Source organism: Streptomyces sp. SDr-06 (assembly GCF_003324565.1).
Classification (GTDB): domain Bacteria; phylum Actinomycetota; class Actinomycetes; order Streptomycetales; family Streptomycetaceae; genus Streptomyces.
Genome location: NZ_QOLA01000004.1, coordinates 311,102 through 334,557, shown reverse-complemented (window position 1 = coordinate 334,557; position 23,456 = coordinate 311,102). Strand labels below are relative to the sequence as shown.

Sequence of the window (23,456 nt, the reverse complement as noted above, 5' to 3'; positions counted from 1 at the left end):
TGTCCGATGGCCAACTTCTCCAAGTCGAACGTGCCGCAGTTCTCCGTCGAGGTGTACCAGAACGAGTTCCTGCCGGAGGGCGGGCGCGAGGTCAACGCGATCGTCACCGTGGCCTCCACCGGCGGCGGCACCCTGGGCGGCGCCCCCTTCACGGCGGCCGCGGCCTCGCCGGGCCTGATACCCGGGCAGCCGCCGGCCGCCGCCGTGGTGATCATGGTGGACTGCTCGGGTTCGATGGACTACCCGCCGACCAAGATGCGCAACGCCCGGGACGCGACGGCCGCCGCCATCGACACCCTGCGCGACGGGGTCGCCTTCGCGGTCGTCGGCGGCACGCACATCGCCCGTGAGGTCTACCCGGGCAACGGCCGCCTGGCCACCGCCGACAGCGGGACGCGCGCCCAGGCGAAGGAGGCGCTGCGCAAGCTGAGCGCGGGCGGCGGTACCGCCATCGGCACCTGGCTGCGGCTCGCCGACCGGCTGCTCGCCGCCGCCGACGTGCCCATCCGGCACGGCATCCTGCTGACCGACGGACGCAACGAGCACGAGAGCCCGGAGGACCTGCGCTCCGCCCTGACGGCCTGCGCGGGGCGGTTCACCTGTGACGCCCGGGGCGTGGGGACCGACTGGGAGGTCAAGGAGGTCACCTCGATCGCCTCCGCCCTGCTCGGTACCGCCGACATCGTCGCCGACCCGGCCAACCTGGCCGCGGACTTCACGCAGATGATGGAGAACGCGATGGGCAAGGAGGTCGCGGACGTGGCCCTGCGCCTGTGGACCCCGGTGGGCGTGGAGATCATGTTTGTCAAGCAAGTGGCGCCGACCGTCGAGGAGTTGACGGACCGCCGCACCGAGGCGGGCCCGCGCGCCGGGGACTACCCGACCGGCTCCTGGGGCGACGAGTCCCGCGATTACCACGTGTGCGTGCGGGTGCCCGAGGCCGGGGTGGGCCAGGAGATGCTCGCCGCCCGCGTCTCGCTGATCGTGCCCGACCGCGAGGGCGGCGCGCCCCAGGTGCTGTCGCAGGGTCTGGTGCGGGCGGTGTGGACCGACGACATGGCGGCCTCCACCTCCATCAACCCCCAGGTCGCGCACTACACGGGCCAGGCCGAACTGGCACAAGTCATCCAACAGGGTCTCGATGCGCGCAAGTCGGGCGATGTCGACGGCGCGACCGCGAAGCTGGGCCGGGCGGTGCAGTTGGCCGCGGCCTCGGGGAACGCCGATACTGCGAAACTGCTCGCGAAGGTGGTGGACGTCGTCGACGAGGCGACGGGTACTGTGCGACTGAAGGCGAAGGTCGCGGAAGCGGACGAGATGACCCTCGAAACGCGCTCGACCAAGACCGTTCGCGTCAAGAAGTAGCAGAAAGCGCACAAGGACCGGCCGCACCCGAGCACCACGCGGCCACGCCCGACGGGCGCCGAGCACCACCGAGTACCAGCACACAGCAACACGTACAGAACCACCGAAATACCGCGGCCCATCGGGCCGGACGACGAGAGGGGGAAGCGACTCCATGCCGACCTGCCCGAACGGACACCAGTCGGGTTCCGACGACTGGTGCGAGATCTGCGGCCATCGCATGGGTGCCGTGCCGCCGCCTCCCCCGCCTCCGCCCGCGTACGGCTTCCCGGGCCCCGGGGATCCGAACGCCACCGCCCAGGCCGAGCTCTGCCCGCAGTGCCGCACCCCGCGTGAGCCCGGTGCGCCCTTCTGCGAGGAGTGCCGCTGGAACTTCCTCACCAATACGGCGACCTCGTACACCCCGCTGGCCCCGCAACAGCCGATGCCCCCGCAGGGCCCCGGCCCCGGCTCCGGCCCGAACCAGGGCCCCGGCCCGGGTGCCGGCCCGAACCAGGGCCCCGGCCCGGGTGCCGGCCCCGGTCCCGGACTGAATCTGCCGCCCGCCTTCCAGCAGGGCCCGCCGCCCGCGCCGCGCGACCCGTACGAGTACCAGAGCTCGCGGCCCTCGCAGGTGAACCGGCCCGCCGAGCCGCTGGCCGCCGAGCCCTCGGGGCGCTCCGCGCAGCAACTGCCGCCGAACCCGTTCCAGCAGCAGCCGCCTCCGCCTCCGCCGGCCTTCAACGGCGCGCAGGGCGGGCCGCCCCCGCCGCCGCCCGCGTTCCAGCAGCAGGCGGCGCCGGTGCCGCCGCAGGTCCAGCAGCCGCAGGCCGACGACGACTGGATGCTGCCGCCGCCCTCCCAGCCCCAGGGCACCGGCCGCCCGTCGGGCCCCGACCGCGGCGACGACTGGCCGCAGGCCACGCCCGACCGCGGTGACGACTGGCCGCAGCCCGCTCCGGACCGGGGCGACGACTGGCCGCAGGCGGTGCCGCCGCCCGCGCCCGCCGCCTGGTCCATCACGATCGGGCCGGACCGGGACTACTTCCTGGCGATGATGCAGCGCAGCGGCCCCGAGGCCGCCGGGCTCAATCTGCCCGCCTACTCGCCCGAGCAGCAGCGCCCGCTGTCCGGCAACCAGATCACCATCGGCCGCCGCCGGCACTCCACCGGTGAAGCACCCGACATCGACCTGTCGGTGCCGCCGGAGGACCCGGGCGTCTCGCACCAGCACGCGGTGCTCGTGCAGCAGCCGGACGGCACCTGGGCGGTCGTCGACCAGAACTCGACGAACGGCACCACGGTCAACGGCGCCAGCGAGCCGATCCAGCCGTACGTGCCGGTGCCGCTCCAGGACGGCGACCGGGTGCACGTGGGCGCCTGGACGACGATCACGGTGCGCCGGGGCTGACCGGCCACTCCCGCAGGGGCCAGGTGCAGGGCCCCTGCGGATCGTCCAGCCACGCCCACTGGGCACCGGCGTCCACGGTCACCCCGAACCGCTCCCGCCCCGGCCGACGCTCGCGGCGCCACAGCGCGTACGCCTCGTACGGGTCGAGGCTGCCCGCGGTCAGTTCGAGCAGGAAGCGGAACAGCTCGTTCGTCACGGTCTCGCGCGGCAGTCCGCCCGCGTACGGGGTGGGCCGGTCGCTGACGCCCGTACCGCGCAGCGGCACGAAGTAGGCCGGGGTGTGCAGGAAGCGTCCCTCGGCGTGGTCCGGGCCGGTCACCCGCAGCAGGATGAGGCCGGTGGCCAGCGGGGCCAGGATCAGCGCGCCGGTGCGGCACTGGGCGGGCCAGTCGTGCGGCACCGAGCCGACCGAGCAGGTCGCCACGATCTTGTCGAAGGGGGCCCGGGCGGGAGCGCCGCGTGCCCCGTCCCCGGTGATCACGGCGGGGTGGTACCCGGCCGCGGCCAGGTGCGCCCGGGCGGCGTCAGTGATCTCGGGATCGAGGTCGACGGTGGTCACCTTGGCCTCGCCGAGCCGGTGGCACAGCAGCGCCGCGTTGTATCCCGTGCCCGCCCCGATCTCCAGGACCCGGTCGCCGTCCCGGATCTCCAGGGCCTCCAGCATGCCCGCCATGAGCGAGGGCTGGCTGCTGGAGGAGACGAGGTCGCCGTCGTGCATCCGGGTGGCCAGCGGGACGTCCGCGTAGACCCCGGTCAGCCAGCGTTCGCGGCGGGCCGGGTCGGGGTCCTCGCCCCAGAGCCGGACCGGGCCGCCGGGCCCGGCCTCGTAGAAGTACGGCACGAAGAGGTGGCGCGGCACGTCCTCGAACGCGGCCCGCCAGGCCGGGTCGGCGAGCGCCCCGCCGGCCGCGATCTTGCGCACCAGGGCCCGCCTCAGTGCCACCTCCGCGCTCATACGTCCACTGTGCTGCGCCGGGCGCCGGGAGGCGAGTGGTCCTACGCCCCCGGTCCTCGGCCACCGGGTCTGAGACCATGGAAGCGTGCTGCTTTTCCCGGGGGACGGCCCCTGGACCCCCGGCGGCGTCCTGGGGCAGGCCCGAATGACATTGCGAGGGTGTTCAACGTGACCGAGATTCCGCGCGGCACGCTGCAGGAGCAGACCTTCTACGAGCAGGTCGGCGGCGAGCAGACCTTCCGGCGGCTCGTCCACCTCTTCTACGAGGGCGTGGCCGAGGACCCGCTGCTGCGGCCGATGTACCCGGAGGAGGACCTGGGCCCGGCCGAGGAGCGGCTCGCCCTGTTCCTGATGCAGTACTGGGGCGGCCCGCGCACCTACAGCGACGGCCGGGGGCACCCGCGGCTGCGGATGCGGCACGCGCCGTTCACGGTCGACCGGGCCGCGCACGACGCCTGGCTGCGTCACATGCGCACCGCCGTCGACGGGCTCGGCCTGTCGCCCGAGCACGAGCAGACGCTCTGGAACTACCTGACGTACGCGGCCGCCTCGATGGTCAACTCCGAGGGCTGAGCCACCCGGGACACCCTTCGGCTGCCCGAAGGAACCCTGAAGTCTGCCCTCCCGACCGGAATTCGGTCGTCCGTGGTCGCATTCCGATCACGATCGGGCAAGAACGGTTGGCAAGCGGTTTCCCTGGCCCAGGCCCTCTGAAAGCATCTGGACACATTTCAGGGGGATGGCCAGAAAAAGCCGAGGGGGCCGCGTGCCGGGGTTCGTCTTTCTGCGCGTCCGCGCACACCGGCTGCTGCTCGCCGCAGCGCTGCTCGCCGTCCTGCTCACGACCTCGGTGCTCGCCGCGCTCGCCGCGTTCTCCGGATCGGTCTCCGACGCGGCCCTGCGCCACCTGCTGGCCACCCGCTCCGCCGCGCCCGCGGCCCTCGTCGTCAAGGCCGACGTCAAGCCGGACCACCGGCAGGCCGCGGCGGCCGCCGTACGCGCCGGAGCCGGTGCGGTGTTCGACGGACTCCCGGTCACCACAAGGGAGTTGACGCAGTCCGGGCCCTACGCCCTGCCGCGCTCCCTGCAACCCCCGGACGCCCGGGGCGGCGACCCCGACCTCACCCTGTTCGCCGCGGTGGACCGTTCGCGCGTCCGCCTCACCGCGGGCGGCTGGCCCGCGGCGGTCTCCGGCCCGGAGATCCAGGTGGCCCTGCCCGAGTCCGCCGCGGGACGGCTCGGCCTGCGCCCGGGAGCCACGCTCGCGCTCGCCGACCGGCTCGACGGCCCGGCCGTCTCCGTCCGGATCACCGGCGTCTACCGGGCCGTTGACGTCTCCGACGCGTACTGGCGCCTCGACGAGCTCGGCGGCCGGGGCGTGCGCAAGCTCGACTTCACCACCTACGGCCCGCTGCTCGCCGACCCGTCGGTGCTCGCGGGCGGCCGGGTCAGCCCGGGCCAGAGCGCCTGGCTCGCCTCCGCCGACTTCTCCACCGTCGACGTCGACCGGATCGGCCGCCTCCGCTCGGCCGCCACCGACGGCCCCAAGTCCCTGGCGAAACAGCCCGCGTTCGGCGGCAACGCCACCGCCGTCACCTCGCTGCCCGAGATCCTCGACCGGGCCGACCGCTCCCTGCTCGTGTCCCGTTCGACCCTGCTGATCGTGGCGCTCCAACTGGTTCTGCTCGCCGGGTACGCGCTGCTCCTGGTCGCCCGGCTGCTCAGCAGCGAACGGTCCGGCGAGACCGAACTCCTGCGCGCCCGGGGCGGATCGCGGCGCCAGATCACCTGGCTCGCGGCCGCCGAGGCGCTGCTGCTCGCGGCGCCGGCCGCGCTGGTCGCCCCGCTGCTCGCGGGCCCGCTGACCCGCCTGATCGCCGGGCAGGGCGCGCTCGCCCGGGCCGGGCTGCACCTGGACACCTCCACCACCGCCACCGTGTGGCTGGTCGCCGCGCTGGTGGCGCTCGGCTGCGCCCTCGCGGTGGTGGCACCCGCGCTCCCGGCGGGCTCGCTGCGCCGCGGCGGCCGCGCCGGAGCGCTGCCCGCGCCGGTCCGGGCGGGCGCCGACATCGGGCTCCTGGTGATCGCCGGGGTCGCCTACTGGCAGCTCGACCGGCAGACCTCGGGCTCCGGCGCGATCAACGCCGACGCCTCGGGCGGGCTCGGCATCGACCCGCTGCTCGTGACGGCCCCCGCGCTCGCGCTGCTCGCCGGGACCGTCCTGGTGCTGCGGCTGCTGCCGCCCGCGGCCCGGCTCGCCGAGCGGCGGGCGGCCGGCGGGCGGGGGCTGTCGACCGCGCTGGCGGGCTGGCAGTTCAGCCGCCGTCCGCTGCGCGGCGCGGGCCCGGTGCTGCTCCTGGTCCTCGCGGTCGCGATGGGCCTGCTAACCCTCGGCCAGTCGGCGACCTGGAACCGTTCCCAGCGCGACCAGGCCGACTTCCGTGCGGGCACCGACATCCGGGTGCTCGGCTCCACCGTCAGCCCCTTCGGCCAGGCCGGTTCGTACGACGCCGTCCCCGGGGTCCGCACGGTCGCCCCCGCCGCCCGCGGCTCGATGGCGCTGAGCGCCGGGCGCTCGGGCACCCTGCTCGCCCTGGACACCGCGCACACCGACGGCTTCCTGCTGCGCGAGGACCTCGCGGGCCGCTCGGGCGGGAAGGTGCTCGCCCCGCTCACCCCGAAGCAGGACGCCCCGGCCGGCGCCGTACTGCCCCGGGGCACCGAGCGGATCCGGCTCGATCTGCGGCTCAGCAGTGACGCCTCCCCCGGCGGCGCCTCGCCCGGCGGGCTGACCGGCGAGGTGGCGGCGACCCTGGAGGACCGCTTCGGCATGCAGTTCCGGCTCGGGCTCGGCAGGCTGCCCGCGGACGGGCAGCGCCACCCCCTCGCCGTCGATCTGGCCGCCGACGCGGGCGCGCCCACCGGCCGCTCGGCCGGGCCCCTGCTCCTGACCGGCCTCGACCTGCGGTTCCCGACGCCCACCACGACCGGCGAACAGCAGCGGCTCGCCCTGGAGGGACTGCACGCGGCCGGCCGGGACGGCAAGGAGAGCGCCGTCGCCGTACCCGCCGCGGACCGGTGGACCGCCTCGGTGCGCGGCGGCCGCTCCGAGACCGGGCAGAGCCTGACCCCGGCCACCCGGGACACGGCGCTGACCGTGGCGTACGAGACGGGAGTGGCGGCGCCCGCCGACTGGCTGGACGACGCCCCCACCCGCACCGTGCGGCTCACCGGGGCACACGCCGCTCCCCCGATGCCCGCCGCCATCGCCGACGACCGCTTCCTCGCGTCCAGCGGCAGCAAGGTGGGCCAGGTCATCGAGGTGCCGCTCGCGGGCCAGAGCGTCAAGGTGAGGATCGTGGAGCGGCTGAAGCAACTGCCCACCACGGGCGGCTCGGCGGTCGGTCCGGGCGGGAGCGCCGCGACCGCGAACGACATGGACGGCGGGGCCCTGCTGCTGGATCTGCGCGCCGTCAACCGGGTGCTCCAGGAGACCCCCGCGGGCGGTCTGGCCGCCACCGAGTGGTGGCTGACCACCGCGCCGGGCCGCTCGGCCGACGCCACGGCGGCGCTGAAGGCCCGCCCCGACACCGACCCCGCGCAGGTCGTGTCCCGCGCGGAGATCGCCCGGCAGCTCAGCGACGATCCGCTGGGCGCGGGACCGCAGTCCGCGCTCGCGGCCGTGTCGATCGTGGCGGCGGCACTCGCGGCGGTCGGCTTCGCGGTGAGCGCCGCCGGGTCGCTGCGCGAACGCGGCCAGGAGTTCGCCGTGCTGCGCGCGCTCGGCACCCCGCGCCGCCGGCTCGCCCGGCTGATCGCGGCCGAACAGGGCGTCCTGATCGGGATCGCGCTGCTGGCCGGGCTCGCCCTGGGCGAGGTGCTCACCCGGGCGGTGGTGCCGCTGATCGTGCTGACCGACCAGGCCGCGCAGCCGGTCCCGGCCGTCCTGGTGGAGCTGCCGGCCGGGCGGGTGGCGCTGCTGCTCGCCGGGGTCGCCGCGGTGCCGCTGCTCATCGTCGCGGCGATCGCGCTGCGCCGCACCGATCCGGCCGTCACGCTGCGGCACCAAGGGGGCAACTGACATGTCCGGCAAGGCTGTTGCGCCCTGGGTGCGCACCCGGCTGCGGACCGCGCCGGGCGCCGCGGGCGCGCTCGCCCTCCTGATCCTGCTGACCGCGTGGCTGGCCGCCGCCTACCCGCGCGGGATCGACACGTACGAGAACGACGGGCTGCGCCGCACCGTGGCCGCGGCCGCGCCCGGCCGCACCGCGCTCCAGTTCAGCGCGGGCGCGCCGGGGCTCGACCTGGGCGACGAACAGCGGGCCGCGCTGGTCTCGCCCGCGGCGATGAAGGCCCGCTTCGACTCGGTCGTCACGGACGTGCCCGCCCCGCTGAGAGCGGACCTGTCCCAGTCGGCGTACGGGCTGCGCACCACCCAGCAGCTGGAGTCCGACGAGCCGTTCCTGCCGCGGCCCGAGAAACTGCCGCCTCGGTTCACCGTGGCCACCCCCTCGGACCTGGCCTCCCACGTACGCCTCGTGTCCGGCCGGCTGCCCGCCGGGCGCGCCGACCAGAAGTCGGCCGGGGCCGAGGCCGCCGTCACCGCGGCCACCGCCAAGACCTTGGACATCAAGGCCGGCGCGGTGCTGCACGTGGACGGGCTGGGCCGTCCGCGACTGGCCCTGACGGTGACCGGCATCGTCGAGCCCCTGCTCCCGCAGGCGGGCTACTGGTCGGTCCTGCCGGTCCTGCGCACCCCGCAGCTGCTCCAGGTGCCGGGCACCGACCCCGAGCGCCCGAAGTACTGGCACGGCGGCCTGCTGCTCGCCCCGGACGCCGCACCCGCCCTGCTCGCGACGCCCGGCAAACCGCAGATGTACGCACAACTCGCCCCGGACACCAGCATCTTGAATGCCCGTCGGTTCGACGGCCTGAAGTCGGCGGTCGCGGCCGTGCAGAGCGGCCCCGCGCTCACGAAGATCCGTACCTCCTTCTCGGTCACGACCGGCGTCTACACCGAGCTGGACAAGGTGTTCCTGTCCTACGCGACGGTGCGCGACTCGATCACCCCGGTGGTCGCGGTCGCGGGCTTCGGCACCGCGACCGTGGCGGCCGTGGTGCTGCTGATGGCGGGCGGCCTCGCGGCCGCCCGCCGCACCGCCGAACTCGCCCTGCTGCGCGCCCGCGGCGGCTCCCTGCTCCAGATCGCGGGCCGGCTGTGCGCGGAGAGCGCGGTCGTCGTGGTCCCGGCCGCGGCCCTCGGCCTGCTGCTCGCCGTGCTCGCGGTCCCGCACGGCCGGCTCGGCCCCGCGCTCGCGGCGGCGGCCGGGGTCGCGGCGCTCGGCTGCCTCGCCCTGCCGGTCCGCGCGGCGCTGACCCACCGCACGGTCCGCTCGGCCGCCGAACGCACCGACCTGGTACGGGAGAAGCCGTCCGCGCGGCGCACGGTGGCCGAGCTGACGCTGCTCGTCCTCGCGGTGGGCGCGGTGTTCGCGCTGCGCCGCCGCGGCACCACCGGCGGCTCCGCCGACTCGCTGATCAGCGCGGCCCCGGTGCTCGTCGGGGTGATCGCGGCGCTGGTCCTGGTCCGGCTGTACCCGCTGCCGCTGCGCTGGGCCGCCCGCCCGGCCGCCCGGCTGCGCAGCACGGTGGGCTTCCTGTCGCTGGCCCGCGCCGGACGCGCCTCGGGCGGCGGCGCGCTGCCGCTGCTCGCCCTGCTCACCGCGCTGACCACGGCCGCGTTCGGCGGTTCCGTCCTGGCGGGCGCCGACGACGCGCGCGACCGGGCCGCGCTGTACGCGACCGGCACCGACGCCCGCGTCGACAGCGATCTGCCCCTGCCCAAGGACCTGCCGGACCGGGTGGCCGGGATTGCCGGGGTGCGGGGGGTGTCGCCGGTCCACATCGAGTACGCGGTCCGGCTGCCGGACGACGACACGACCGTGGTCGCGGGCGTGGACCCCGCCTCGTACGCCGCCCTGACGGCCACCACCGCGCTCAGCCTCCCCGCGGACCGCCTCAAGGCACCGCCCGGAGCGCCGGGCAGGGCGGTCCTGCCCGCCGTGGCCTCGCCCTCGGTGGCCGAACGCCTCGGCACGCAGCCGGTGAAGCTGCGCGTGGCGGGCTACGACCTGACGATCAGGGTGGTCGCCGCCCGGGAGCGCTCGGCGGCCGTGCCGCAGAGCGACTTCATCCTGGTGGACACCGCGGGCCTCGGCGCCAAGGACCCGACCGCGCTGCTCGTCGGCGGTGCTTCCGTCGACGGCAAGGCACTGCGCCAGAGCGCCGAGAGCGGCCACGCGACCGTGCGGCTGCGCTCCGAGGCGCGGCGCGAGTTCGCCGACTCCCCGTTGCAGACCGGCGCGGGACGCATCTACGGCGCGGCCGTGGCGGCGGGTGCGGGCCTGGCCGCGCTCGCGCTGTTCCTCTCGCTGCTGCGCGGCGCCCCCGAACGCTCCGCGCTGCTCGCCCGGCTGCGCACCATGGGCCTCACCCGCCGCCAGGGCCGCACCCTGCTGATCCTGGAGGCGCTGCCGTCGGCGCTGCTCGCGGCGGTGGGCGGCGCGCTCACCGGCTGGGCGTCGATCGCGCTGCTCGCGCCGGGCATCGACCTCGCGGGCCTGGCGCTCGCCACCACCAGCGGCCTGGCCCCGGTCGGCTCCGAACTGCGCGCCGACCCGGTGTCGCTGCTGCTGCCCGCCGGGTGCGTGGTGCTGCTCGCGACCGGCGCGGCCACGGCGCAGGCCTGGTGGAGCGGGCGCCGCGGATCCATTACCGAACTCAGGGCAGGAGACGCTCGATGACCACATCGCTCGAAGACCTGGAGCGCCGGGCGACCGCCCACCGCGACCGCCCCGCCTACGGCCATGACGCGCTGATCGCCTGCGACCGGCTCGTACGGGTCTTCACGACGGACGGCGTGGAGGTGCAGGCCCTCCAGGGGCTCGATCTCCTGGTCACCGAGGGCGAGTTGATGGCTCTGGTCGGGGCGTCGGGCAGCGGCAAGTCGACGCTGATGAACATCCTGGCGGGCCTGGACGTGCCGACGGCCGGCGCCGCCCGGGTGGCGGGCCGCGATCTGCTCGCGATGGATGCCGGGGCCCGCCTCGGCTACCGCCGCGACGTGGTGGGCTTCGTGTGGCAGCAGACCGCCCGCAATCTGCTCCCGTATCTGACGGCGGTCCAGAACGTGGCCCTGCCGATGCAGCTCAAGGGCGGGCGGTCCAAGCGCCGCAAGGCCGAGCGGGCCGACGCGCTCCTGACGATGCTGGAGGTCGCGCACTGCCGCGACCGGCGCCCCCACCAGATGTCGGGCGGCGAGCAGCAGCGCGTGGCGATCGCGGTCGCGCTGGCCAACAGTCCGTCCGTACTGCTCGCCGACGAGCCGACCGGCGAGCTGGACTCGGCGACGGGCGAGCAGATCTTCCAGGCGTTCCGCACCGCCAACGAGGAGCTGGGCACGACCATCGTGATCGTCACCCACGACCAGGCCGTGGCGAACGAGGTCCGCCGCACGGTGGCCATCCGCGACGGCCGCACCTCGACCGAGGTCCTGCGCCGCACCCAGGTGGACGCGGCGACCGGCGAGGAGTCCTTGGTGGCCCGGGAGTACGCGATGCTCGACCGGGCCGGACGCCTGCAACTCCCCGCCGAGTACACCCGCGCCCTGAACATGGAGCACCGGGTGGCCCTGGAACTGGAGCCGGACCACATCCAGATCTGGCCGGACGAGCAGTGACCCCCGAAGTGGGGCTCGGGGGACGCCCGTTGAGGCCGGGGCGGGCCCGCTGTCTTCGGGAGTGTGGTGGCGCCTAGGCCGGGGTGACGCTCAGGCCGCCGGTCCCGGCCGTGCGGACCGCGACGGATCCGTACGGCGTGCGCAGGCGCAGCCACGGGCCGGAGGCGAACAGCGCCACCGGCTCGGGCGCCGTCGGCGCGCCCGCCGAGGCGAGCGCGCGCACGGGCCGCAGGAAGCCGAGGGACTGGGCCGCGTGCACGGCACGCAGCGGAAGGTCCGTCGAGCCGAGCGTGCGCGACCAGATCTCGCGTCCGATCCGCTCCCGCTCGGCGCGCGTGCGCAACTCCTCGGGCAGCGCCTCGTCCCGCGAGCGGAACTCGGCGACGGCGGCCGCGACCGCGCCCCGCATCCGCTCGGCCGCGGGCAGTCCCTCGACCGGCTGCCAGCCGCCGCGCGGCGGCAGCACCCCGGCCCACGGCGGCCCGGTGACGGCCTGCGGAACGTGCGTCGTAGCGCTCAACTCGTCGAGGGATTCGAGGAGTTCACCGGCCGAGACGGTCACGTCCAGCGTGACGGTGTCGTCCGCGAGCCGGGCCGTGCGGATCGCGAGCACCTCGAAGGAGGGCGGCCGCCCGAAGACGGCCAGCGCGCCGCCGCCCGCCTGGAGGCGGACCGCGGCGGCGCGGTCGTAGTGGATCAGGCGGCCGAGGAAGGCGGCGAGATCCGCCGCCTCCCGGGCGTCGTCGAACCGCAGTGCGGCGCTCATGCCGCGGCCCGCTCCTGTCCGTCGGCCCGCGAGCCGTCGTCGAGGTACTCCCGCAGGAAGGCCTTCTCCTCGGGGGTGATCCGCCGCGGGCGGCCCGCCGCCAGGTCGTAGGGCACGACGACGGTGGACGCCGCGACGTACACCGCGCCGCCCTCGCCGGGCTCCTTGATCTCGTAGCCGATGGTCAGGGACGCCGCGCCGATCTTCGTCACCCACGACTCGATGATGACCGGCTCGTGCCGGTGCACCAGGGGCCGCTTGTAGTCGATCTCGTGCCGGGCCACGACGGACCCGCCCTGGAACGACGGCGACCCGTCGCCCGGCGCCAGCCGGAACATGAAGTCGATACGGGCTTCCTCCAGGTACCGGACGAAGACCGCGTTGTTGACGTGCCCGAAGGCATCCATGTCCGACCAGCGCAGCGGGCAGCGGTAGATGTGACGGCTCACCGACGATCAGCCCCGGGTGAGCTTCTTGTACGTGGCGCGGTGCGGGCGGGCCGCGTCCGCACCCAGGCGCTCGATCTTGTTCTTCTCGTACGACTCGAAGTTGCCCTCGAACCAGTACCACTTGGACTCGCCCTCGTAGGCGAGGATGTGGGTGGCAACGCGGTCCAGGAACCAGCGGTCGTGGGAGATCACGACGGCGGCACCGGGGAACTCCAGGAGCGCGTTCTCCAGCGAGGAGAGCGTCTCGACGTCGAGGTCGTTGGTGGGCTCGTCGAGGAGCAGCAGGTTGCCGCCCTCCTTGAGCGTGAGCGCCAGGTTGAGGCGGTTGCGCTCACCACCGGACAGCACGCCCGCGGGCTTCTGCTGGTCCGGTCCCTTGAAGCCGAAGGCGCTGACGTAGGCGCGGGACGGCATCTCGACCTGGCCGACGTTGATGTAGTCGAGCTCGTCGGAGACGACGGCCCACAGCGTCTTCTTGGGGTCGATGTTGGCGCGGCTCTGGTCGACGTACGAGATCTTGACGGTCTCGCCGACCTTGATCGAGCCGTTGTCCGGCGTCTCCAGGCCCTGGATCATCTTGAAGAGCGTGGTCTTGCCGGCACCGTTGGGGCCGATGACGCCCACGATGCCGTTGCGCGGCAGGGTGAAGCTGAGGTCGTCGATGAGGACCTTGTCGCCGAAGGCCTTCGAGAGGTTGTTGACCTCGACGACGATGGAGCCGAGCCGCGGGCCCGGCGGGATCTGGATCTCCTCGAAGTCCAGCTTCCGCATCTTGTCGGCCTCGGCCGCCATCTCCTCGTAACGGGCGAGACGGGCCTTGGACTTGGTCTGGCGCCCCTTGGCGTTCGACCGCACCCACTCCAGCTCTTCCTTGAGGCGCTTGGCGCGCTTCTCGTCCTTGCGGCCCTCGACCTTCAGGCGCGCGGCCTTCTTGTCCAGGTACGTGGAGTAGTTGCCCTCGTACGGCAGGGCGCGGCCGCGGTCGAGCTCCAGGATCCACTCGGCGACGTTGTTCAGGAAGTACCGGTCGTGGGTGACGGCCACCACGGCGCCCGCGTACTTCGAGAGGTGCTGCTCCAGCCAGTTCACCGACTCGGCGTCGAGGTGGTTGGTGGGCTCGTCGAGGAGGAGCAGGTCCGGGGCCTCGATGAGCAGCTTGCAGAGCGCCACGCGGCGCTTCTCGCCACCGGACAGGTTGGTGACCGGCCAGTCGCCGGGCGGGCAGCCCAGGGCGTCCATGGCCTGCTCCAGCTGGGCGTCGAGGTCCCAGGCGTTGGCGTGGTCCAGGTCCTCCTGGAGCTTGCCCATCTCCTCCATGAGCGCGTCCGAGTAGTCGGTCGCCATGAGCTCGGCGACCTCGTTGAAGCGCTTCAGCTTGCCCATGAGCTCGGCAGCGCCGTCCTGGACGTTCTCCAGCACGGTCTTGGACTCGTCGAGCTGGGGCTCCTGCATGAGGATGCCGACGCTGTACCCGGGCGACAGGAAGGCGTCACCGTTGGAGGGCTGCTCGAGCCCAGCCATGATCTTGAGAACGGTGGACTTACCGGCACCGTTCGGGCCGACCACACCGATCTTCGCGCCGGGAAGGAAGTTCAGGGTGACGTCATCAAGGATCACCTTGTCGCCGTGCGCCTTGCGCGTCTTGCGCATGGTGTAGATGAACTCAGCCAAGAGAAACCGTCCGGCAGATCGATGGGTGGGCAGATACACCCCATCTTGCCGTACCGCCACCCCTGCGAGCGAATGGGTAGGTCAGGGGCCGCTGACCTGGGCTCCGATCACTGCCCGCCGTGGCCGACCGGTCGTCGTTGGTCGGCCACGGTCAGCGTTGGTGGCCCCCTGACGGCCCACAGACGGCCCGGCGCCGGAGTCAGCTACGCGGATTTCAGCAGGTGACGGCCGTCATGGGCACGCACGTGAGGCGCCGACGCATCCAAGGCGTCCAGAACGCGCACGGAGTAGACCTCCCCCATCCACTTCTCGACTTCCTCGGGGGTCAGCCACTCCACAGCCGTCGACTCGCTTGACGTGCGTTCCGCCCCGGCGACCGGCCTACACAGGAAGACGAGAGCGACGATGCCCCGGCTCATGTTCTTGTAGACGCCGGTCAGCCGCTCCACAGAGACGTGAATGCCTGTCTCTTCCAGAACCTCACGCATGGCGCCGTCCTCCGGGCGCTCATCGAGTTCGAGCACCCCGCCAGGAGGCTCCCAGGTCCCGTTGTCCGCGCGCCGGATGGCAAGGACACGGCCGTCGTCACGCACAACTACGCCAGCGACCGAGACCGAGTGAAGCGACATTGACGCGCCCTCCTGGGTAGCGTTACTCATGTACAGGAGCTTAGGAGGAACAAAAGGACATGGGGACCACGCCCTCAAGGGATTCCGGGAAACCACGGTACCTACAGATCGCCGACGACCTGGCTCAGCAGATCGAGGCGAAGGTACTGGGCCCCGGCGAGCAGGTACCCAGCGAATCCCAGCTCATGGAGAGGTACTCCACTTCTGTGGGGACCGTCCGCAAAGCCATCGCTCAGCTACGGACAACAGGGCTCATTGAGACCCATCACGGCAAGGGCTCTCACGTGAAGCGGCGCCCTCCAGTGCGCCGGAAGTCATCAGACCGGTTCCGCCGGTCGCACCGCATGGCAGGCAAAGCCGCATACCTGGCCGAGGCCGAACAAGCTGGGAGCAAGCCCAGCGTGAGCGTGCTTTACGTCGGACCGGTCGACGCCCCGCCGGAGATCGCGGAACGACTATCCGTCCCGGCAGGCACGCAGGTACTCGCCCGCCGACGGCTGTACTTCAGCGACGGGATCCCAACGGAAGAGGCCACGTCCTACCTGCCGTGGGACATCGCCCAGGAGATCCCGCAGCTACTCGAAGAGAACCCCGGCGGTGGCGGCATCTACGCCCGCCTGGAGGAGAACGGCCACACCCTGACGGAGTTCACGGAGACGATCCGCGTCCGACTGGCAACCAAGGCGGAGGTCGTGGCGCTCAGCCTCAGTCCGGGGTCGCCCATCATCCACCTGACCCGTGACGCCCAAACGGAAGCGGGGCGGGTCGTCGAGGTCTGCGACACCTACATGGCCGCTGACCAGTTCGTTTTGGACTACCGCATCCCCGCCGGGGACTGACGGGGCCCACCCTTCCCGCCGACCCGCCGCAGCAATTTCGCGCGGCGGGTTGACTCATGTACATGAGTTGGGCATTCTCTAAGTGTCACTCATATACATGAGTGCACGAGCGCAGGTGTTGCTTCGCGCAGCACTTATGCCGGTTCGGGATTGCTCGTTTGAAGGCGGCTTCGGTCGCGCGCTGCGGGCCCTGAGCTGGTCGTTCCTTGACAACTGAATGGGGATCACGCCGCCTCTCCTCGGCCAAGTAGGCGGCCACGCGGGCCTCCCGCGTGACGTATAGCGCTACCCCAACCCTCCGCAGCCTGCTGCGGGCCGGTTGCCTCCTCTGCCCGTCCGGCCCGTGTGGTCGTACGGGCGGGGCTGAGGGGAGCCGGAACACCCCTTCGACCTAGGAGCTCAAGATGTCCAAGCTCTACAAGCGCATCGAGGACGGCATCACCACCCGCGTGACCGCTGACGAGGCCCTGGAAGAGGGCCGCGCGGCGATGTTGGACCGGGTCACCGTCCGGGCGCACGTCCGGATCATCTCCGAGGACTCCGGCCGATACGACATCACGTACACGGACGGGCGGCACGTCGTCTTGGCCCCGCTGGGCTGACCGACCACCCGCCGCTTCTCGGCTCGAACAGCGGCCCCCGGGGTGGCACCTCGGGGGCCGCTGTTCGAGCCGTACACCCGCTAGGGAGACCACGACTCATGAACGCTGCCACCTTCGCTGCTGTGTTCGTCGCCCTGTACGTCGCTCACAGCGTGGGTGATCACTGGGTGCAGTCCTCGAACCAGTCCGCGAACAAGGGCCGTCCCGGCTGGGTCGGCCGCCTCGCCGACACCCGGCACGTCGCCACCCTGACGCTCACCAAGGTCGTCCTGCTTCTGCCCGTCGCGCTGCTGCTGGACCTGCGCCTGTCGGTGCCCGGCATCGTGGCCGGACTCGGTGTGGATGCGGTTTCGCACTGGTGGGCCGACCGTCGCAGCACGCTCGCGTGGCTGGCCAAGGTCACCGGCAAGGGCGAGTTCTACCGGCTCGGCGCCCCGCGCCCCGGCATGGGCGACAACCCGAGCATCGGGACCGGCGCCTACGCGCTGGACCAGTCCTTCCACCATCTGTGGCTCCTGATCGCCTCGCTGATCATCGCCACCGTCTGAACCCCACCCCAAACGGCGCGCGGCCCCGGAGGTGCAACTCCGGGGCCGCTGTTCGAGCCGTTTCACCTGCTAGGGAGACCACGACTCATGAAGAACATCGCTGCACTTCAGAAGGTTGTTACCGGCGCCTTGCCCGACGCTGAACCGTCGGCGGCCGAGCTGGACGCGATCGACGTGGAGATGCCGCTGATCCTGGCGGAAGTCGAGCTGCTGGACGCGCAGATCATCACGCTCGACCGCACCCCGAACGAGCTGGACGCCCGCCGGATCCGGCGGGCCCGGCGCAAGGTGCTGGCGGCCCGCCGGACGCTGGCCAACCTGCCCGTCCCGGAGGTTTCGGGGGTGGGCGCGTGAGCACGCTGACGATGCGGGAGCTTGGTGCCCCGCTGGTGGCGCTGCGGCTGCTGGCCACAGACCTTGCGGACCTTCCGGCCGGGTGTGTGGCGGTGTCCACCGTCTACCCCGACCTGCTGGAACTGACCTTCCACGGTGACCTTGCCGTGTTCGAGGCGTGGCGTGAGGCGCTGGGCATTGAGAGCGGCCGTGTGGACTACCACGAACAGGGCGACGGCCGGACGCGAGTGCTTGAGGCCGAGTGCGAGTTCGCGGGCGCCCGGCTGCGGCTGACCGGTTTCGCCAAGACGCCCGTCCGCACTCTGGCGGGTGCCGTATGAGGCGCCGGGGCAGGGTCCTGCTGGTGGCCGCGCTGGTCGCTGTGGTCGGCATGGCGTTCCGGGTGTCGTGGAATGCGCTACGGGACGTGGCCCGTGCGATCGGCGCCGACCACACGGCCGCGACGCTCTACCCGTTCGTGGTCGACGGACTGATGGCGCTGGCGCTGGTCGCCACGCTCGTCCTGACCGCCGACGCCCGTCGGTTCGCGCTGCGGGTGCTGGGCACCTACACCGCCGCGTCCCTGGTCCTCAACTACGTCCACGGTCTGGTCCCGGCGCTGCACCGGGCGTCGGTCGACTGGGGCCGGTTGGCCGACTGGAACCCGGCGAACTGGGCGCTCGTGCTGCTGGCCACGTCGCTTCCGGTCGGCTCGATCTACTTCGGGTCGGACCTGGTTGCCAAGGTCCTCCACCACCAACCGGCCCCCGCCCCGAATGCGGAGAAAACGGTTGAGAGCGTGAGTAATCGGTCGATGGCTGACCAGGGCGAACCCACCCCGGAGCCCCGCGTGGTGAACGCGGTACCGATCCCGCGTCCGGTACAGGTCGGCTTCCTCAAGCCGACCATTGCGCTCAAGCCGCTGCCCGCCATCGCGCCCGCACCGGTTAGGCCCGCGTCCACGGTCGCGGCCGACTCGTCCCGGCCCCGCCGGGCAACCGGTCGGGTCCCCGACGTCGCACGGTCAGCCCGACCCAAGCGCACCCCGGCCGAACTTCTGGAGCAGGCACGGGCCGCGTCGGCCGACTGGCCCGACACCCAACTGACGGCCGACCGCCTTCGTAAGACGGTCCACACGTCAGCGGAGAAGGCCCGGGGACTGCGGGATGCCCTGCGTGCTGAGCGGGCCGCGTGATGGCCACCGCCTACGCCATGTGCTTCGACCCGTCCGGCGCCCGCTACGGGATACCGACCTTCCCGTGGAAGTTCGCCCCGGACGGCTACGCCACCCGCCGCCAACTGCGCGCCCAGGGCCTGCGGCCGGGTGGTCAGCCGGTTGCGGCTCAGGTCATGCGCCGCTCGCGGCGCTGCACGTCCGGCGTCAGTGTCGCGCACCTGTACCGGGTCGAACTCGCGTTGCCGGTGCGGCCGATGACGTCGCGCAAGTGGGGCGCGCTCGCGTTGGCGATGCTTGCCCGCCGCACCTGCCCGAAGTGCCGCGTGGTCTTCAGCTACTGCATCCCGCGCTCGCTCGGCACGTGCGTGCTCTGCGCTTCCCCTTCTACCTCACCCAGGAGTGCGTGATGGGCAAGCCCGACACCCGGCGTCTTGACCGGGAGATCCAGCAGAACGAACGCAAGTTGGAGGCGGTCCAGAACCGGGAGCTGTGGCCGCTGAACGGCCGTGAGCGCCGGGCCGTGCTGGGCGGGGTCGTGTCCGGCGCGCGCGGTCTGCACCGTGGCACGGGCACCGATCACGGAGACCGGCGCATCGTCACCGCGTGGCGGAGCGCTGAGACCCGCCTGACCGCCGAGATCACCGCGTTGCAGATGGAGCGGCAGCGGGTCGTGACGGAAGCCGCCCGCGCCAAGGCCGCGAAGAAGTCGTCGGGGTGGTGGTGACCATGGCCGTGCGTGAGACGCCTCCTGGTGAGTGCCCGCAGTGCTGGCAGCACGCCTACGACCGGCGTGTTCACCGCCACCTCAAGCCGCGTGAGGACTGCCCGCAGTGCGTCGACCACATGGTCAACGGCTGCCCCTACATCGTGCCCAAGAAGCCGTCCAAGTGGTGGTGACCTGCCGCCCTTCGGCGTCCTGACCCGCACACCCGGCCACACCCACCACCCGTGGAGGCATCACGTGTTCGGCAAGACCAAGACCCAGAAGTTCGGTTTCCGGCACACCTCGCGCGTCGGCCGCGACCTGAGGGGCAAGTTCGTCGCCTCCTGCTCGTGCGGCTTCACCGTGACCTGTTCGGACTACACCAGCGCGTTCAACAAGGTCGGCACGCACGTCCGCACCGCCAACCGGCACTGACGTTCTCGCACCCGGGGCGGCCCTCCCGGCCAAGGAAACGGGCCGCCCCGAAGCCCCTCTCCCCTCTCGCGAGCAAGACAGGAGCACCTCCAGCATGTCCGAGAACATCGTTCGCCTCGCCAAAGGCCCCGCACCCGTTCCCGCGGTAACCCCTGGAGCCAGTACGGGCACGGAGAAGCCACCCGTTCCGCTGTGGGTGCGCTCCGGGCGGGCCGTGCGCGGCGCGGTCACCCACGAACACACCCGCACCGCCGCCCGCCTCGCGGTCCGGCACAGCATGTACGTCGTCGGCGGCACCCGCATCGTCGCCAAGCGCACATGGGAGGGCCGCACCGCCACCCGCTACGAACGCATGCTCCGCGCTGCTGAGGCGGCCGGGAACTACGAGGTCGCGGCCGAGTGGGAGGAGCGCGGACAGCGCTTCCGCGAGGCGCGCCACCGCCGCCGCATGGACCTGCTCCACTCCCCGCTCGACGCCGCCAAGGGCATGGCCGTAAGTGCCGGCATGGGCGTCGGCTCCCTCGTCGCGCTCGGAGTCGTCATGGCCGTGGCGACGAAGGACGTCACCCAGGTCGTCACCCCGCTCATGGCGACGGTGGAGTTCATCAACCTCCTCATCACGGTGGCGACTGTGGTGTGGGGTCCGGCCGTCACGGTCGGCCCGTTCCTCGCGCTGCTCGCCCTGTGGGGCGTCGGCCGCCACCAGCAGGCCGCCCCGAACTGGGCCCTCCCCGCAGCGGTGCGCAACGGTGAGGGTGAGCCGATCACCCCGTCCATCGTCGTCAAGGCCCTGCGCGATCTCGGCGTGCCCGCACTGGGGCGGGCCATCAAGGAGATGGGCGACGCCGGGGCCGCGATGCTCGGCCCGATCCGGATCGCCGGATGCGGCGTGGAAGTCGACGTCACGTTGCCTTCCGGGGTGTCGACGAACGAGGTGCAGAACCGGCGGCGCAAGCTTGCCGAGAACCTGTCCCGGCATGAGCACGAAGTGTTCATCACCATCCCGCAAGCCGCCCGCACGGTCCGTCTGTGGGTGGCCGACTCGGGTGCGCTGGACGAGCCGATCGGCCCGTCCCCGCTGGTCACGGACGAGACGATGACCGCCGACTACGCCAAGGGCCGCGCCCCCTGGGGCCAGGACCTGCGCGGCGACGCTGCGGCCATCAGCCTCTATCAGCGCCACCTGCTGATCACAGGTCTCTCGAACCAGGGCAAGACCGTGGCGCTCCGCTCGTTGGCGCTGTGGCTGGCGCTGGACAAGTCGGTGCAGTTCCTCATGGGCGACCTCAAGGGCGTGGGCGACTGGGCCATGTTCGACGGCCTCGCTCAGACCCTGATCCAGGGCCCGACCGATGACCACGTCATCCAGGTCACCGAGATGGTTGAGGGCGCGGTCGACGAGATGAACCGCCGCATCCAGGCCCCCCAAGGAACCGTGTTCCCGCCGCTCATCGTGCTCGTGGACGAAGCACAGGTGGCGTTCATGTGCCCGGCCAAGGACGACCAGAAGCGCCCCTACGGCGGCTCCAAGGCTAACTCCCGGTACTTCATGGCCGTCCGGAAGATCCACAACCAGGGTCGGGCCGTGAACGTCCTGATGTGGCAGGGCACCCAGGACCCGACCAACGAAAACCTTCCCAAGCTCGTTCGCGAAGGCGCCCACACCCGCGCCTCCCTCGCGCTCGGCACCGAGTCGCAGGCCCGCATGGCGCTCGGGGACAAGGCCGTCGACGGCGGCGCCGCCCCGAACCTGCTGCGTCCCGGCCTGGACAGGGGAACGCTGGTCGTCGCGTCCGACGGCATCACCATCCCCGCCGGGCAGGCCTCCATCACGGTGCGCACGCACTACATCGACGACGACGCGGCCGTATCCATCACCGACCGGGCCAAGGCGCTGCGCGATGGGGTCACCACCCTGCACGTCATCGACAAGGGCGAGCAGCGTGACCCGCTCACCGACATCGCTTCGGTGGTCGGCACAGCGGACCGGGTGCGCACGAAGGATGTTCTTGCCCGGCTCGCTGCGCTGAACGCGGACGCCTACGGCGGCTGGTCGTTCCTCGACCTCAAGCGCGTCCTCGACGGCACCGGGGGCGAGCCGTACAAGTCCGATGGCGTCATGGTCGTGGCCCGTGACCGTGTTGCCCGCGCGCTCGCCAACCGCAATGGCGACGGTTCCGCTTCCGCCGCATAACGCAGGGAGCCGAACCCCGGCGGGCCAGGGAGACAGGGAGAACTCCCTGACCCCCTCCCTGACCCGCCTCCCTTGCCCTGAGCTGCGCAAATGATCTGCCAGGGAGTCAGGGAGGCCCGCAGGTCAGCACCCCCGAAACCCCCTCCACCACGCACCCGGCAGGGGGTGCCCCCTGCCTCCCTGCCCATCCCCGGAAGGGATTCCGCATGTATCCCGAACACCCCGGCCACGCGCCCGCTGAACGGGCCGTGGAAGTCCACCACCCCACCCCGATCCACCCCGTTGCATCCGCCGTTGCGGCGCCGCTCGTGCCGGTGCAGCCGGGCGCGATCCCGGCCGTGGCGAGCGTGGTCCTTCCTGACGGCCGGGTCGTCACCGGCTACGCCATCGACCCCGCCAAGCCCGAACCCGTCACCGCCAAACCCGCCGTATCCCGCACGGCCGTGAACGTCGCACTCGGGGGAATCGGCTTCGCCGCCGTGTGCGGCGGACTGCTCCTGCTCACCACGTTCATCGCCGCCCTCGCGGCCCTGATCCAGCAGCTCATCATCCTGGCGGCCGTCATCTTCGGCGGCTTCATCGCCGTGCAGATCCTCGGCCCCCGCCACGGGGATGGAGGCACGGTCGTCAACATCCGCAAAGCGATCTTCAAGCGCAACCACTTCCACAGCTAGCTACGCCAAGGGCGGCCCCCGCATCTCGCCAAAGAACCGGGGCCGCCCTTGTCCACCAGCACAGCTCAACTGAACAGTGGAGGTCTCCCAGCATGACGCAACCCACCGACAACCGGCGAGAGGGCACTCAGAGCCCCTCTACCCCCGCCGCGAGTGATCTGCTGACCGTCGCGCTCGAACTGGCCCGTGCGGGCCTGCCGGTGCTGCCCCTGCGGGCGGGCAAGGTCCCGTTCGGTAACTGCCCCACCTGCGCATACAACGCGTGCGGTGGGCGCCCGAACATGAAGAACGCGGGACCGTGCCTGTGCCCCGACGTGTGCCACGCGTGGGCCGCCGCCACCACCGACCCGAACGTCATCAACTCCCCGACCTGGGTCAGGGCGTGGCGTCGGGCGGGCGGGGTCGGCTACCACCCCGGCGGCGCCGGTCTCACCGTGGTCGACCTGGACTCCCCGGCCGCCGTGGCATGGGCCCGGCAGAGCCTGCCGGGCACCCGGACCGTGGCCACCACACGCGGGGAGCACTGGATCTACCAGGGCGCCATCCGCTCCGTGAACGGCGTCCGGGCCGGTATCGACATCAAGTCGACCATGGCCTACGCCCGATGGCGCGGCCACGGAACCGGCACCCTCACGCCCCTGCCGGACGCCGTGCGCGCGCTCGCCGCGAAGCCGTCCCCGGCCCGGCGCCCGCAAGCTGTCTCCGTGGCCGCACTGGCCGGAGGCGGGGAGTGCCGGCACCGCACGCCCGCCTACCTGGAACGCGGGATCGCCATGGCCGAGCAGCGCATCACCGACGCCCGCAGCGCGGTCCACGCGACGGTCTATCGGACGTTCCTGGCGGTGCTGTCCACGCACGGCCGGTGCGGTTGCCTCACCGACACCCACACCGCCCGCCTGTTCACCGCCGCGCAGGCCAGGGGCGAGACGGCCCGGCACTGCGCGGACGCGTGGACCAACGCCCTCACCGCCCTGGGGATGTGAGCGCC

At 72.6% G+C, this 23,456-nt stretch carries 24 protein-coding genes; 19 read left to right on the top strand and 5 right to left on the bottom strand.

All coding sequences use genetic code 11. The features are described from left to right. Positions 1 to 6 precede the first annotated feature (6 nt). Both DT019_RS12380 and DT019_RS12375 read left to right on the top strand, forming a co-directional pair. Positions 7 to 1,365 (top strand): vWA domain-containing protein, encoded by a 1,359-nt coding sequence (locus tag DT019_RS12380; protein ID WP_114036803.1) that lies wholly within the window; start codon positions 7 to 9, stop codon positions 1,363 to 1,365. Positions 1,366 to 1,519: 154 nt separating this feature from the next. Beyond that, positions 1,520 to 2,755, top strand: a complete 1,236-nt coding sequence (locus DT019_RS12375; RefSeq protein ID WP_114036802.1) for an FHA domain-containing protein — start codon at positions 1,520 to 1,522, stop codon at positions 2,753 to 2,755. On the opposite strand, the gene DT019_RS12370 is transcribed toward DT019_RS12375, so the two are convergent. Then, positions 2,736 to 3,710 (bottom strand): methyltransferase domain-containing protein, encoded by a 975-nt coding sequence (locus DT019_RS12370; protein ID WP_114036801.1) that lies wholly within the window; start codon positions 3,708 to 3,710, stop codon positions 2,736 to 2,738. The two genes, DT019_RS12375 and DT019_RS12370, sit on opposite strands and share 20 nt — an antisense overlap. 168 nt (positions 3,711 to 3,878) lie before the next feature. Here DT019_RS12370 and DT019_RS12365 point away from each other — a divergent pair, with 168 nt between their 5' ends. The 4 genes from DT019_RS12365 to DT019_RS12350 all read left to right on the top strand — a co-directional run bounded on the left by DT019_RS12365 (position 3,879) and on the right by DT019_RS12350 (position 11,448). Further along, the gene (locus DT019_RS12365; RefSeq protein ID WP_114036921.1) at positions 3,879 to 4,283 is read left to right on the top strand and encodes a globin; all 405 of its coding nucleotides are present in this window, start codon (positions 3,879 to 3,881) and stop codon (positions 4,281 to 4,283) included. A 193-nt stretch (positions 4,284 to 4,476) separates the two neighbouring features. Then, positions 4,477 to 7,791 carry an FtsX-like permease family protein gene (locus tag DT019_RS12360; RefSeq protein WP_114036800.1) on the top strand — a complete coding sequence of 1,105 codons (3,315 nt, stop codon included), beginning with the start codon at positions 4,477 to 4,479 and terminating at the stop codon, positions 7,789 to 7,791. A 1-nt stretch (position 7,792) separates the two neighbouring features. After that, positions 7,793 to 10,513 (top strand): FtsX-like permease family protein, encoded by a 2,721-nt coding sequence (locus DT019_RS12355; protein WP_114036799.1) that lies wholly within the window; start codon positions 7,793 to 7,795, stop codon positions 10,511 to 10,513. Further along, positions 10,510 to 11,448, top strand: coding sequence for an ABC transporter ATP-binding protein (locus tag DT019_RS12350; RefSeq protein WP_114036798.1), 939 nt, complete (start codon positions 10,510 to 10,512; stop codon positions 11,446 to 11,448). The genes DT019_RS12355 and DT019_RS12350 overlap by 4 nt, the downstream gene beginning before the upstream one ends. A 73-nt stretch (positions 11,449 to 11,521) precedes the next feature. On the opposite strand, the gene DT019_RS12345 is transcribed toward DT019_RS12350, so the two are convergent. From DT019_RS12345 to DT019_RS12330, 4 genes are all read right to left on the bottom strand, one after another. Next, complete coding sequence (locus DT019_RS12345) at positions 11,522 to 12,214, bottom strand: hypothetical protein (protein ID WP_114036797.1); 693 nt, start codon at positions 12,212 to 12,214, stop codon at positions 11,522 to 11,524. Next, the gene (locus DT019_RS12340; RefSeq protein WP_114036796.1) at positions 12,211 to 12,663 is read right to left on the bottom strand and encodes an acyl-CoA thioesterase; all 453 of its coding nucleotides are present in this window, start codon (positions 12,661 to 12,663) and stop codon (positions 12,211 to 12,213) included. The genes DT019_RS12345 and DT019_RS12340 overlap by 4 nt, the downstream gene beginning before the upstream one ends. 6 nt (positions 12,664 to 12,669) lie before the next feature. Next, on the bottom strand, positions 12,670 to 14,334 hold the full coding sequence (gene ettA, locus DT019_RS12335; protein WP_114036795.1) for an energy-dependent translational throttle protein EttA: 1,665 nt from the start codon (positions 14,332 to 14,334) through the stop codon (positions 12,670 to 12,672). 203 nt (positions 14,335 to 14,537) lie between these two features. Continuing rightward, a complete protein-coding gene (locus tag DT019_RS12330) occupies positions 14,538 to 14,993 on the bottom strand; it encodes an NUDIX hydrolase (RefSeq protein WP_114036794.1) in 456 nt (151 codons plus the stop codon). A 29-nt stretch (positions 14,994 to 15,022) separates the two neighbouring features. Here DT019_RS12330 and DT019_RS12325 point away from each other — a divergent pair, with 29 nt between their 5' ends. The 13 genes from DT019_RS12325 to DT019_RS12270 all read left to right on the top strand — a co-directional run bounded on the left by DT019_RS12325 (position 15,023) and on the right by DT019_RS12270 (position 23,451). After that, positions 15,023 to 15,802, top strand: coding sequence for a GntR family transcriptional regulator (locus tag DT019_RS12325; RefSeq protein ID WP_114036793.1), 780 nt, complete (start codon positions 15,023 to 15,025; stop codon positions 15,800 to 15,802). Between the two features lie 404 nt (positions 15,803 to 16,206). Continuing rightward, positions 16,207 to 16,404, top strand: a complete 198-nt coding sequence (locus DT019_RS12320; protein ID WP_114036792.1) for a hypothetical protein — start codon at positions 16,207 to 16,209, stop codon at positions 16,402 to 16,404. Positions 16,405 to 16,502: 98 nt separating this feature from the next. Further along, positions 16,503 to 16,952: a DUF3307 domain-containing protein gene (locus DT019_RS12315; protein ID WP_114036791.1), complete on the top strand. Its 450-nt coding sequence runs from the start codon at positions 16,503 to 16,505 to the stop codon at positions 16,950 to 16,952. Between the two features lie 87 nt (positions 16,953 to 17,039). Further along, positions 17,040 to 17,306, top strand: coding sequence for a DUF6284 family protein (locus DT019_RS12310; protein WP_114036790.1), 267 nt, complete (start codon positions 17,040 to 17,042; stop codon positions 17,304 to 17,306). After that, positions 17,303 to 17,626, top strand: a complete 324-nt coding sequence (locus tag DT019_RS12305) for a hypothetical protein (protein ID WP_223279437.1) — start codon at positions 17,303 to 17,305, stop codon at positions 17,624 to 17,626. The genes DT019_RS12310 and DT019_RS12305 overlap by 4 nt, the downstream gene beginning before the upstream one ends. Then, a complete protein-coding gene (locus DT019_RS12300) occupies positions 17,623 to 18,480 on the top strand; it encodes a DUF2637 domain-containing protein (RefSeq protein ID WP_114036789.1) in 858 nt (285 codons plus the stop codon). The genes DT019_RS12305 and DT019_RS12300 overlap by 4 nt, the downstream gene beginning before the upstream one ends. After that, positions 18,480 to 18,869: an RRQRL motif-containing zinc-binding protein gene (locus DT019_RS12295; protein ID WP_114036919.1), complete on the top strand. Its 390-nt coding sequence runs from the start codon at positions 18,480 to 18,482 to the stop codon at positions 18,867 to 18,869. The genes DT019_RS12300 and DT019_RS12295 overlap by 1 nt, the downstream gene beginning before the upstream one ends. Continuing rightward, positions 18,869 to 19,186 (top strand): hypothetical protein, encoded by a 318-nt coding sequence (locus DT019_RS12290; protein WP_114036788.1) that lies wholly within the window; start codon positions 18,869 to 18,871, stop codon positions 19,184 to 19,186. Before DT019_RS12295 ends, DT019_RS12290 begins: the two co-directional genes overlap by 1 nt. A gap of 2 nt (positions 19,187 to 19,188) precedes the next feature. Beyond that, positions 19,189 to 19,359 (top strand): pRL2-8, encoded by a 171-nt coding sequence (locus tag DT019_RS12285; RefSeq protein WP_189389471.1) that lies wholly within the window; start codon positions 19,189 to 19,191, stop codon positions 19,357 to 19,359. A 64-nt stretch (positions 19,360 to 19,423) separates the two neighbouring features. Then, the gene (locus DT019_RS39515) at positions 19,424 to 19,600 is read left to right on the top strand and encodes a hypothetical protein (RefSeq protein WP_189389469.1); all 177 of its coding nucleotides are present in this window, start codon (positions 19,424 to 19,426) and stop codon (positions 19,598 to 19,600) included. Between the two features lie 94 nt (positions 19,601 to 19,694). Beyond that, positions 19,695 to 21,794, top strand: a complete 2,100-nt coding sequence (locus tag DT019_RS12280) for an FtsK/SpoIIIE domain-containing protein (protein WP_114036787.1) — start codon at positions 19,695 to 19,697, stop codon at positions 21,792 to 21,794. Positions 21,795 to 22,000: 206 nt separating this feature from the next. Further along, positions 22,001 to 22,468 carry a hypothetical protein gene (locus tag DT019_RS12275; protein WP_114036786.1) on the top strand — a complete coding sequence of 156 codons (468 nt, stop codon included), beginning with the start codon at positions 22,001 to 22,003 and terminating at the stop codon, positions 22,466 to 22,468. 92 nt (positions 22,469 to 22,560) lie between these two features. Further along, positions 22,561 to 23,451 (top strand): bifunctional DNA primase/polymerase, encoded by an 891-nt coding sequence (locus DT019_RS12270; RefSeq protein ID WP_223279435.1) that lies wholly within the window; start codon positions 22,561 to 22,563, stop codon positions 23,449 to 23,451. Positions 23,452 to 23,456: the final 5 nt, after the last annotated feature.

Bases quoted from the DNA above. Each gene is read 5' to 3' on its own strand.
- DT019_RS12380 (WP_114036803.1), top strand. From the start codon at position 7: ATGGCCAACTTCTCCAAGTCGAACGTGCCGCAGTTCTCCGTCGAGGTG.
- DT019_RS12375 (WP_114036802.1), top strand. From the start codon at position 1,520: ATGCCGACCTGCCCGAACGGACACCAGTCGGGTTCCGACGACTGGTGC.
- DT019_RS12370 (WP_114036801.1), bottom strand. From the start codon at position 3,710: ATGAGCGCGGAGGTGGCACTGAGGCGGGCCCTGGTGCGCAAGATCGCG.
- DT019_RS12355 (WP_114036799.1), top strand. From the start codon at position 7,793: ATGTCCGGCAAGGCTGTTGCGCCCTGGGTGCGCACCCGGCTGCGGACC.
- DT019_RS12350 (WP_114036798.1), top strand. From the start codon at position 10,510: ATGACCACATCGCTCGAAGACCTGGAGCGCCGGGCGACCGCCCACCGC.
- DT019_RS12345 (WP_114036797.1), bottom strand. From the start codon at position 12,214: ATGAGCGCCGCACTGCGGTTCGACGACGCCCGGGAGGCGGCGGATCTC.
- DT019_RS12330 (WP_114036794.1), bottom strand. From the start codon at position 14,993: ATGAGTAACGCTACCCAGGAGGGCGCGTCAATGTCGCTTCACTCGGTC.
- DT019_RS12325 (WP_114036793.1), top strand. From the start codon at position 15,023: ATGGGGACCACGCCCTCAAGGGATTCCGGGAAACCACGGTACCTACAG.
- DT019_RS12320 (WP_114036792.1), top strand. From the start codon at position 16,207: ATGTCCAAGCTCTACAAGCGCATCGAGGACGGCATCACCACCCGCGTG.
- DT019_RS12315 (WP_114036791.1), top strand. From the start codon at position 16,503: ATGAACGCTGCCACCTTCGCTGCTGTGTTCGTCGCCCTGTACGTCGCT.
- DT019_RS12310 (WP_114036790.1), top strand. From the start codon at position 17,040: ATGAAGAACATCGCTGCACTTCAGAAGGTTGTTACCGGCGCCTTGCCC.
- DT019_RS12300 (WP_114036789.1), top strand. From the start codon at position 17,623: ATGAGGCGCCGGGGCAGGGTCCTGCTGGTGGCCGCGCTGGTCGCTGTG.
- DT019_RS12295 (WP_114036919.1), top strand. From the start codon at position 18,480: ATGGCCACCGCCTACGCCATGTGCTTCGACCCGTCCGGCGCCCGCTAC.
- DT019_RS12290 (WP_114036788.1), top strand. From the start codon at position 18,869: ATGGGCAAGCCCGACACCCGGCGTCTTGACCGGGAGATCCAGCAGAAC.
- DT019_RS12285 (WP_189389471.1), top strand. From the start codon at position 19,189: ATGGCCGTGCGTGAGACGCCTCCTGGTGAGTGCCCGCAGTGCTGGCAG.
- DT019_RS12280 (WP_114036787.1), top strand. From the start codon at position 19,695: ATGTCCGAGAACATCGTTCGCCTCGCCAAAGGCCCCGCACCCGTTCCC.
- DT019_RS12275 (WP_114036786.1), top strand. From the start codon at position 22,001: ATGTATCCCGAACACCCCGGCCACGCGCCCGCTGAACGGGCCGTGGAA.
- DT019_RS12270 (WP_223279435.1), top strand. From the start codon at position 22,561: ATGACGCAACCCACCGACAACCGGCGAGAGGGCACTCAGAGCCCCTCT.